This is a genomic window from Serratia sp. N21D137 (assembly GCF_047530005.1).
GTDB lineage: Bacteria > Pseudomonadota > Gammaproteobacteria > Enterobacterales > Enterobacteriaceae > Chania > Chania fonticola_B.
Genome location: NZ_JBLJAJ010000056.1, coordinates 1 through 9,404 on the forward strand (window position 1 = coordinate 1; position 9,404 = coordinate 9,404).

Annotated in this window: 8 protein-coding genes and 2 pseudogenes; 4 read left to right on the plus strand and 6 right to left on the minus strand. The window is 51.9% G+C overall.

What is annotated here, in order from left to right:
- Window positions 1-313: 313 nt before the first annotated feature.
- Window positions 314-673, minus strand: a complete 360-nt coding sequence (gene queD / locus ACMV5H_RS24310; protein WP_021179400.1) for a 6-carboxytetrahydropterin synthase QueD — start codon at window positions 671-673, stop codon at window positions 314-316.
- 419 nt (window positions 674-1,092) lie between these two features.
- Here queD and cysJ point away from each other — a divergent pair, with 419 nt between their 5' ends.
- The 3 genes from cysJ (at window position 1,093) to cysH (ending at window position 5,507) form a co-directional block, all read left to right on the plus strand.
- Window positions 1,093-2,895: an NADPH-dependent assimilatory sulfite reductase flavoprotein subunit gene (cysJ, locus tag ACMV5H_RS24315; protein ID WP_414822661.1), complete on the plus strand. Its 1,803-nt coding sequence runs from the start codon at window positions 1,093-1,095 to the stop codon at window positions 2,893-2,895.
- Window positions 2,895-4,610, plus strand: coding sequence for an assimilatory sulfite reductase (NADPH) hemoprotein subunit (gene cysI, locus ACMV5H_RS24320; RefSeq protein ID WP_059199791.1), 1,716 nt, complete (start codon window positions 2,895-2,897; stop codon window positions 4,608-4,610). Before cysJ ends, cysI begins: the two co-directional genes overlap by 1 nt.
- A gap of 162 nt (window positions 4,611-4,772) precedes the next feature.
- Window positions 4,773-5,507, plus strand: coding sequence for a phosphoadenosine phosphosulfate reductase (gene cysH / locus ACMV5H_RS24325; RefSeq protein ID WP_223537441.1), 735 nt, complete (start codon window positions 4,773-4,775; stop codon window positions 5,505-5,507).
- A gap of 51 nt (window positions 5,508-5,558) precedes the next feature.
- Here the strand turns inward: cysH and ACMV5H_RS24330 are convergent, their stop codons facing one another.
- From ACMV5H_RS24330 to ACMV5H_RS24345, 4 genes are all read right to left on the minus strand, one after another.
- A complete protein-coding gene (locus ACMV5H_RS24330; RefSeq protein WP_059199793.1) occupies window positions 5,559-5,885 on the minus strand; it encodes a type II toxin-antitoxin system RelE/ParE family toxin in 327 nt (108 codons plus the stop codon).
- A 13-nt stretch (window positions 5,886-5,898) separates the two neighbouring features.
- Entirely contained in the window at window positions 5,899-6,174 is a 276-nt protein-coding gene (locus ACMV5H_RS24335; protein ID WP_024485708.1) for a hypothetical protein, read from the minus strand.
- An 83-nt stretch (window positions 6,175-6,257) separates the two neighbouring features.
- Entirely contained in the window at window positions 6,258-7,340 is a 1,083-nt protein-coding gene (locus tag ACMV5H_RS24340; RefSeq protein WP_223537445.1) for an aminopeptidase, read from the minus strand.
- 284 nt (window positions 7,341-7,624) lie between these two features.
- Complete coding sequence (locus ACMV5H_RS24345; RefSeq protein ID WP_223537447.1) at window positions 7,625-7,930, minus strand: helix-turn-helix domain-containing protein; 306 nt, start codon at window positions 7,928-7,930, stop codon at window positions 7,625-7,627.
- A 348-nt stretch (window positions 7,931-8,278) separates the two neighbouring features.
- On the opposite strand from ACMV5H_RS24345, the pseudogene ACMV5H_RS24350 reads away from it, so the two are divergent.
- Window positions 8,279-8,508: pseudogene (locus ACMV5H_RS24350) on the plus strand (IS1 family transposase); the annotation flags it as partial.
- Between the two features lie 622 nt (window positions 8,509-9,130).
- Here the strand turns inward: ACMV5H_RS24350 and ACMV5H_RS24355 are convergent.
- Window positions 9,131-9,278, minus strand: a pseudogene (locus tag ACMV5H_RS24355) (IS630 family transposase); the annotation flags it as partial.
- Window positions 9,279-9,404 lie beyond the last annotated feature (126 nt).

Consider the following 9,404-nt stretch of genomic DNA (forward strand, 5'->3'; position numbering starts at 1 on the left):
GTAAAGACGCGGAGAAAAATTTCTGGCAAACTGTTTGTAAAGGCACGATGAGGTCTCTTCTGTTTTGTTAGCGCAACCAGTAGATCACACTTCATCGTGCCTTTCATTTTTTTGTGGGGATTCCTCAGCCCACAGGGAGAGGGAGCTGCCCGGAGCCTTTGGTGGGATCGTGCTGCTTCTGAAAAGGGGAGTAAGAACAAGAAAGGAAAGTAAAACGCTAAGCAATCAACGAACTCGATCGGTTCCCTCTCCTTGGGGAGAGGGTGAGGGAGATCGCATTGCAGCCAATCGCCTCACCCTGAGTCTTGCCCTGTTAACCTTTATATACGCAGCCTGCGGTACAGGTCTCTTTGACCATCACTGCCGACAATTCAGGCAGCTGCGGTTTCAACTGCTGCCAGATCCAGGCGGCGAGCACTTCGCTGGTCGGGTTCTCCAAGCCAGGAATATCGTTCAGATTATAGTGATCCAGGCGCTGCCAAATCGGCTTGAAAGCGGCCTTCAGCTCGGCAAAATCCATCACCCAACCGGTATGGGCGTCTACTTCCCCGGTCACTTCAATACGCACCATAAACGAATGCCCGTGCAGGCGGCCACATTTATGGCCCTCCGGCACGTTTGGCAGATGGTGTGCGGCTTCAAACTGAAAATCTTTAAATAGCGTGGTTGCCATTATTACGGCCTCATTGACTCAAAAACCGCCGAATACTAACGGAAAGCGGCCCTGGTTACTATCTTTTGGGCTGCTTCAGGGGAGATCCAGGGGCGCAGCATGTAGCGCTGCTGGCATTTTTTATTTGGGCGGGATTGAGCCGATAGGGGGACGTTATCCACCTCAAATGCGAGTCATTCAAACTTTGAGAAATTAACTATTTAAATATCAATAAATTAAAAATAACTATCTAACGATTTAGCCACTATCCCTTACCAGGAAAACTGCTTAGTCGTTTTGGTTATTAATTATTGCTATCCCTTATTTAATCGTTGCAATGACGCTCGGTAACCTTACAAACTCTCCTGGTCTTTTCAGGACATTACACAACAACAATTACAGCGACTGACACTGGCTAAGCATAGGATATCCGTACCGCGATGACGACTCAGGTTCCTCCAACATCTTTGCTCCCGCTGACCCCCGAACAGCTTTCGAGTTTGCAGGCCGTCATTGGCGGGTACTCCCCAACGCAGCTGGCGTGGCTCTCTGGTTATTTCTGGGGCAGGGTTAATCAGCAGCCGGGAAGCGTGGCTTCAGCACCGGTTGCTGCGGCCCCTGCGGCCAGCATCACCCTGATTTCTGCTTCCCAGACCGGTAACGCACGCCGTCTGGCCGAACAGCTACGCGACGATCTGCTGGCGGCGAAGCTGAGCGTCACCCTGGTGAATGCCGGTGACTACAAGTTCAAGCAAATCGCCCAGGAGCGTCTGCTGGTGGTGGTCGCCTCCACCCAAGGGGAAGGGGAGCCAGCGGAAGAAGCGGTGGCGCTGCACAAATTCCTGCATTCGAAAAAAGCCCCCAAACTCAATGAAACCGCCTTTGCGGTGTTTGGCCTGGGGGATAGCTCTTATGAGAATTTCTGCCAGTCCGGCAAAGACTTTGATAGCAAGCTGGCCGAGCTGGGGGCCGAGCGGCTGGTGGAGCGCATCGATGCGGATGTGGATTATCAGGAACTGGCTATCGCCTGGCGCAAGCAGGTGGTGGAAGTCCTGAAGGCCCGAGCACCAGCGGAAAACAGTGCTCCGGCAGCATTGGCCAGCGGTGCGGTCGATCAGTTGGACAGCAGCCCCTACAGCAAAGAACAACCACTGATCGCGCAACTGGCGGCCAAGCAAAAGATCACTGGCCGCGCTTCCGATAAAGATGTGCGCCATATAGAGATCGATTTAGGCGATTCCGGCCTGCGCTATCAGCCGGGCGATGCCTTGGGCGTATGGTTTGACAACGATCCGGCGCTGGTGGAGGAGCTGGTTCAACTGCTGTGGCTGAAAGGCGACGAACCGGTCGAGGTTGAGGGGCAAACCCTGTCGCTGCGTGAAGCTTTGCGTAGCCACTTTGAACTGACGCAGAACACTACGCCGATCGTGGAAAAATATGCCGGGCTGTCGCGAGACGAAAAGCTGATTGGCCTGCTGGCTGACAAGCCTAAACTGCAACACTACGCCCATAACACCCCGATTGTGGACATGGTACGCCAGGCTCCGGCCGACCTGAACGCAGAGCAGTTACTCAGCCTGCTGCGCCCGCTGACGCCGCGCCTGTACTCCATCGCCTCCTCTCAGGCAGAGAATGAAAACGAAGTGCACATCACCGTTGGCGTGGTGCGCTACGACATTGATGGCCGCAGCCGTGCCGGTGGGGCTTCCAGCTTCCTGGCCGATCGTCTGGAAGAGGAAGGCGAACTGCGGGTGTTTATCGAACATAACGACAACTTCCGTTTGCCCGCCAACCCGGAAACGCCGGTGATCATGATCGGTCCAGGTACCGGTATTGCCCCGTTCCGCGCCTTTATGCAGCAACGTGAAGCGGAGGGTGCCGAGGGTAAGAACTGGCTGTTCTTCGGCAATCCGCACTTTACCGAAGACTTCCTGTACCAGGTTGAATGGCAGCGCTATGTAAAAGAGGGTCTGCTAACCCGCATCGATCTGGCCTGGTCACGGGATCAACAGCATAAGGTTTACGTGCAGGACAAGCTGCGTGAGCAGGGCGCGGAAGTCTGGAACTGGATACAGCAGGGCGCGCACATCTATGTCTGTGGCGATGCCAACCGCATGGCGAAAGACGTTGAAAACACATTGTTAGCACTGGTGGCCGAGCACGGTGGTATGGATACCGAGCTGGCAGACGAATTCTTAAGCGAGCTGCGCCTTGAGCGCCGTTATCAGCGAGACGTTTACTAATGAGTGATAAACATCCTGGGCCTCTGGTGGTTGAAGGCAAACTGACCGATGCTGAGCGTCTGAAGAAAGAGAGTAACTTCCTGCGCGGAACCATTGCCGAAGATTTACAAGACGGTCTGACCGGCGGCTTTACCGGCGATAACTTCTTGCTGATCCGTTTCCACGGCATGTACCAGCAGGACGATCGCGATATTCGCGCCGAACGTGCCGAACAAAAACTCGAGCCTCGCCACGCCATGATGCTGCGCTGCCGCCTGCCGGGCGGGATTATTTCCCCGCAACAGTGGCTGGGGATCGACAAATTTGCCGCGGAAAGCACGCTGTACGGCAGCATCCGTATCACTAACCGGCAGACGTTCCAGTTCCATGGCATCGTCAAAGGTAACGTGAAACCGGTGCACCAGTTGCTGAACCGCCTGGGGCTGGATGCGCTGGCGACGGCCAACGACGTAAACCGTAACGTACTTTGCACCTCGAATCCGGTGGAGTCGGAGCTGCATCAGGAAGCGTACGAATGGGCGAAGAAAATCTCCGAGCACCTGCTGCCGCGTACTCGTGCCTATGCCGAAGTGTGGCTGGATAAAGAAAAAGTCGCGACCACGGACGAAGAGCCGATCCTGGGGGCCACTTACCTGCCGCGCAAGTTTAAAACCACGGTGGTGATCCCGCCGCAGAACGATGTAGATCTGCACGCCAACGACATGAACTTTGTGGCGATTGCCGAACACGGCAAGTTGGTGGGCTTTAACTTGCTGGTGGGGGGCGGCCTGTCTATCGAGCATGGCAACAAGAAAACCTATGCGCGTACGGCGAGTGAGTTTGGCTATATTCCGCTGGAACACACGCTGGCCGTTGCTGAAGCGGTAGTGACCACCCAGCGCGACTGGGGTAACCGCACTGACCGTAAGAACGCCAAAACCAAATATACGCTGGAGCGGGTGGGGGTTGATACCTTCCGCGCCGAGGTAGAAAAGCGGGCTGGCATCACCTTTGCGCCGGTGCGTCCGTACGAGTTTACCGGCCGTGGCGATCGCATCGGCTGGGTTAAAGGGGTTGATAATCACTGGCATCTGACGCTGTTTATTGAAAACGGTCGCCTGCTGGATTATCCAGGCCGTCCGCTGAAAACCGGCGTGGCCGAGATCGCCAAGATCCATCAGGGTGATTTCCGTCTGACAGCCAACCAAAACCTGATCGTGGCTGGCGTACCGGAAAGCGAAAAGGCGAAGATCGAAGCCCTGGCACGCGAGCATGGCCTGATCGACGATGGCATCAGCGAGCAGCGCAAGAATTCGATGGCCTGCGTGTCCTACCCAACCTGCCCACTGGCGATGGCGGAGGCCGAGCGCTTCTTACCGGAGTTTGTGACCAAGGTGGAAGGCATCATGCATCGGCATGGCGTGGGGGATGAGCACGTAGTGCTGCGTATCACCGGCTGCCCGAACGGCTGTGGCCGAGCATTGCTGGCAGAGATTGGGCTGGTTGGTAAAGCGATCGGCCGTTACAACCTGCATCTGGGTGGTAACCGTGAAGGGACGCGCATTCCCCGCATGTATCGGGAAAATATTAACGAAGACGAAATCCTGCAAACCATCGACCAACTGGTAGGACGTTGGGCAACAGAGCGCACCGCTGGCGAAGGCTTTGGCGATTTCACCGTGCGAACCGGGATTATCCGGCCGGTGGTGGATCCCGCTCAGGATTTCTGGGAATAACTTGCACGGCTGCATTTATTACGCTGCAGCCAGTCTTCCTTACCCCGGTCCTTTTGGTCGCTGTATAGAGTGATATGCCGACGAGGGCACATTTCGGTCCCCTCTCCCTGTGGGAGAGGGTTAGGGTGAGGGGCCACATCAACATTTTCAGGAAATCGCATCATGGCTGAATTGGATCTGGCGGCGCTGAACGCGTTACCGAAGTCCGGGCAGGCGCTGGCACTGGCGGTCGTCAACGGCCAGTTGGAACAGCTTTCGGCACAGGAGAGGGTTGCCTGGGCGCTGGAGCATCTGCCGGGGGAGTTTGTGCTTTCCTCCAGCTTTGGTATTCAGGCGGCGGTGTGCCTGCATCTGGTCACGCGCATCAAGCCGGATATCCCGGTGATCCTGACCGATACCGGCTACCTGTTCCCGGAAACCTACCAGTTTATCGACCAACTGGCCGATAAACTGAACCTGAACCTGCAGGTATTCCGCGCCGAGCATTCACCGGCCTGGCAAGAGGCGCGCTACGGCAAGCTGTGGGAGCAGGGCGTTGAGGGTATTGAGCGGTACAACCAAATCAACAAAGTTGAGCCGATGAACCGCGCGCTGGAAACGCTAGGTGCGCAAACCTGGTTTGCCGGCCTGCGCCGTGAGCAATCGGGCAGCCGTGCCAATCTGCCGGTGCTGGCGGTGCAGCGTGGGGTATTCAAGATCCTGCCGATCATCGACTGGGATAACCGCCAGATTTACCAATATCTCACCGAACATGGGCTGAGCTACCACCCGCTGTGGGATCAGGGTTACCTGTCGGTGGGCGATACCCACACCACCCGTAAATGGGAGGAGGGCATGAGCGAGGAGGAAACCCGCTTCTTCGGCCTGAAGCGCGAGTGTGGTCTGCACGAAGGTTGATGAGCGCATAGTTAACGAACCGGGTTCTGCGAGGGCCCGACTAATTAAGTTCTAGCTCAATAACATGTGACGTCTGAGTGCGCGGGTCAAATCTTGGCGGGTATGCAAAAACAGCAAGATGTCGACGGTATGACCGGTGATTTCATACAGCGTCCGGTATTCGTGTTTATCCAGACGTTCTCGTAGTCCTAAGCCATAATCAGCCAAAGTGGCGTTAAAACGATAGCGCTTGGGATCTTCTCGCAACGTGGCAGTAGCTTCCAAGAGCAATTGGTCTACAAAGTGCCCTGCATCCACTGAACCAATAGTGGCTGTTTTGAACGACTCTATATCGGCAAGGCACTGAAATGCGGTTTCGGTCAGACGCACTTCATACATGGTTGGTTACTCCTTAACCTCTTGCAGCCCTTAGCCTTTTTAATGCTTCATCAGGAGTCAGGACTTTCCCTTCGGCGACTTCTTGCTTGGATTTCAGCACCAGTTTTAGCAGTGCATGGGTTTGCTGCTCCTGTTCCCAGGCAGCCAATTCCTCTTGTCGTTCCAAGGCCGTTTGGACGAATAATTCTGCGGTTCCATTTTTAGTCACCCAAACACCTCCTTTGAAACTATCAGGTGAACCGAGACTCTCTCGTGTCGCTTGTTGCGATAAGGTTTTGTGCGTACTCATTAGTTTTTTCTCGAATACGGGTTTCTCTCAGTATACTTAACCGAGATGTCGAGTACAAAATTTGTACTCGATTTTACGTCCAATTATTTCTTCTTTTTCTTTTTCGGCTCAGGGACAGGATGCGCCTGCACCCATTCTTTTACCAACGGTAACAGGATCCGCACGCTGTCGCGGCTGCGCTTGTCGATTCGCCCTGGCAGGTGGGTTTCCAGATATTGCAGATTGTCGTATTGCGGACGATGCCAGGTAATCCCCTGTGGGAAACTTGGGCTGGTGGCGCGTTGTTGATAGCCGTCCTTATCCCCCAGCGACCAGTTTGTGGCTTCTACCGCCATCACCGGAATTTTGGCGTTATCGAAGACGATCTGATCGGAACAGCAACCGGTGCCGGTTGGAAAACCTTTGCTGCCTGGGTTGATGGCTGCCTCAATACCATAACGGTGGGCGATGCTCAGCGCACGATCGCGGGATCTGGCCACCACTTCCGGCTCGGTGTTACGCCCGGAGTGGAAATAGAGGCGATCGCCGGTGATCAGGCTATCGAGATTAATCACCAGTAGCGTGTTTTTGCGTTCCTCCAGCGTCATACGGCCAAGGTAGTTTTTAGCGCCTACTGACTTCAGCTCTTCGCCACTCATGGCCACAAAGCGCAGGGTATAGGTGGTGGGGATGTTTTTCAGCCTGTTGGCCAACTCCAGCATCACGCCCACGCCGGAGGCATTGTCATCGACCCCCTGCAGCGTCAGGCCACCGAGGTTATTGTCCACCTCATCGTCGCTCAGCGGGGTATAGGTATCGAAGTGCGCCATGATGATGACCTGCTGGGGCCGCTCACCCTTTTTGGTCGCAATCACCGAGGTGACGCTGATCTTGCGCCAGTTTTCACTGGTGTCTTTATTGGTGTAGAGATAACGGGCGTCAAAGGTACGGGTATCAGCCGGGTAGCCCATCTCGGTAAACTGCTGTTTCAGGTAGTCTGCGGCCAGTAATTCTGCCGGGCTGCCGGCCATGCGGCCGGGGAAGTAGGTAGCGATATGGCGGATCTGGTTGGCGGCGAACTGGCCCACTGGGGCTTCTTTTACGGGTTTGGTAGCGGCCGAAACGCTTACAGCACTGCCGAGAGCGACTAACAACAGCCCTGCCCTCAGACACAAGCGGGAAAACATACCGAAAAATCCTTCTCTGACAGCAGTGATGCCGATTATTTTTGCGGTAGTTAGTATGGGACGCCAGCGCCGATAAGACAATTTCTTCGCGTCCTATTTTTGTCTTGCCTAAAAGATAGGCTATACAACTTCTATCGACCGCTTGCCCTTATTACAACAGAACCTGTAATCTTCATGATGGACGCTCCCAGTTATTAAATGGTCGTTTTTGATACACTTCCATTTTGGCATATTGATACCGTTTAAGTTGGGGCGTCCATTCCATTAGAAACCTTATTCTTCACTCATGGCGTCTCATCTTTTATTACCTCATACAACCCGGTTAAACAATGCTTGAATTTTTCACATAAGACTATGGCGTATTCAGTAGGTAGCAGACACCTTCCCTCGCGAGTAAAAAGAGGTGTTTTTATAACATCCCGAAGATGCTTCAGATGAATACTAATATTGGGCAGAGAATACCCAAGAACTAGCGATGCCCCAAGTAGCGATTTTGTCTCAACAACGAAAACAAAAACAATAATTGCCTTTAGGTTTATCTGCGTAAGCGTTGACATCACACTTATATCAATTGCTTTATTTTTGGTCATTTTTCCGCTCCAACCATACATTAAAATTAGATTACTTCCGCGGCAAATGATATCCCTGTGCCCGATGCGGGTGCTTTTTGTTTAGTGTTCGAACATATCTGCTGGGGTCTTCACTGCCGTCAGTCGTCTGGCTTTGCTTTCATTCAACAGTGTGTTTTGATACATCATCCGGTAATCTAACCGGACAGTTGATAATTGCTACGTCGACTGCTTGCTTGAGTCCATACATACCGATACCTGCATCTTCGAAACAGCGGCAATGCAAAAGGAGTACGTATTTTGTTCACTGTTCTGATGGCCATAATCCACCGCCTATTTTTAGTAAATCATTTTCCTGCTGAAGCTCTCCCCTCTAACATCGGTATGCTAACCACAAATGAATGGGACAGCTATGTCACAGAGGTACCGCAAGAGACACATCTGACCGGCAAGATCTTTACTCAGCGTATTGAGCGCAACAATCTGAGACTGAGAACCCGAATCAAGCGTCTGGCTCGCAGAACCATCTGCTTCTCTCGTTCTGTTGAGCCTCACGAAAAGCCATAGGCGCTTTTATCGAAAAACACATGTTCTACTAATAGGATACATCACCAGATTTACTCGTGCCAATATAACAAAGAAGTCCATAACAGTTCAATTTACAAGTAACATTTTAATTCAGTATAATTATTTAAGGTTGTTTGGTGGTCCCGATCAGGTTAACACAGGCCGGATTAGCATCATAAATAAAATGTTCTAGCTTGATATCCATCAGGATTTTTTTTATCAACGCCTAAGTATCTGTTAAAAAATACTCGACACAGTCTAATGAAATACATTATCAATAATCAACTGTTTTGAAAAAATAAATTATTTTAAATAATAATGTTCATTAATAAATGCATGATGATGATTATGATTGATAGATGCATAAAATGATCTAAATCAATAATAAACCTGATTAGTCGATATAATTCCTAAAATTGATTATCACAACTTTATTTTTTGTAAATTTTAAATTGTTAATATCTATCGCCATAATAATTGTGATTTTTGTGATATTATTCACATTTTCATTGGGTGTTTAATGTGCTGAAACGGCATCAAGCGTAATACTCTAGTTCAATGAAAGTGCCGATGATTCTGCCGGAGTTATCGGGTCGCACAATGGAACTTCCCCTCTGCGCGATTCTGGATTCTCAATAGGTGTGCTTAATAGTGCTACACTTTTGCGGTTCCATGTTGGCCCCGGGAAGGAGGATGCCACCGTTATAAACTGCTTTACCTTCCGCAGCAGTTGCCACATCGAACGACATTTATGATTACGTATCACGGTTTCGTGCAGAGCAAGCCAGAGGTGTTCAACATTGATCTTACCCAGTAATAGTGGACACGGTATTAAGTGAGTAAACTCGTAACTCAGAGGTGACTCATGACTAAACCATTAACAACGAAAAACAAGCCCCGCAAACAACACACGCCTGCCTTTCGGGCC

Excerpts from the sequence above, each read along its gene's own strand:
- queD (WP_021179400.1), bottom strand. The coding sequence starts at position 673 with ATGGCAACCACGCTATTTAAAGATTTTCAGTTTGAAGCCGCACACCAT.
- cysJ (WP_414822661.1), top strand. The coding sequence starts at position 1,093 with ATGACGACTCAGGTTCCTCCAACATCTTTGCTCCCGCTGACCCCCGAA.
- cysI (WP_059199791.1), top strand. The coding sequence starts at position 2,895 with ATGAGTGATAAACATCCTGGGCCTCTGGTGGTTGAAGGCAAACTGACC.
- cysH (WP_223537441.1), top strand. The coding sequence starts at position 4,773 with ATGGCTGAATTGGATCTGGCGGCGCTGAACGCGTTACCGAAGTCCGGG.
- ACMV5H_RS24330 (WP_059199793.1), bottom strand. The coding sequence starts at position 5,885 with ATGTATGAAGTGCGTCTGACCGAAACCGCATTTCAGTGCCTTGCCGAT.
- ACMV5H_RS24335 (WP_024485708.1), bottom strand. The coding sequence starts at position 6,174 with ATGAGTACGCACAAAACCTTATCGCAACAAGCGACACGAGAGAGTCTC.
- ACMV5H_RS24340 (WP_223537445.1), bottom strand. The coding sequence starts at position 7,340 with ATGTTTTCCCGCTTGTGTCTGAGGGCAGGGCTGTTGTTAGTCGCTCTC.
- ACMV5H_RS24345 (WP_223537447.1), bottom strand. The coding sequence starts at position 7,930 with ATGACCAAAAATAAAGCAATTGATATAAGTGTGATGTCAACGCTTACG.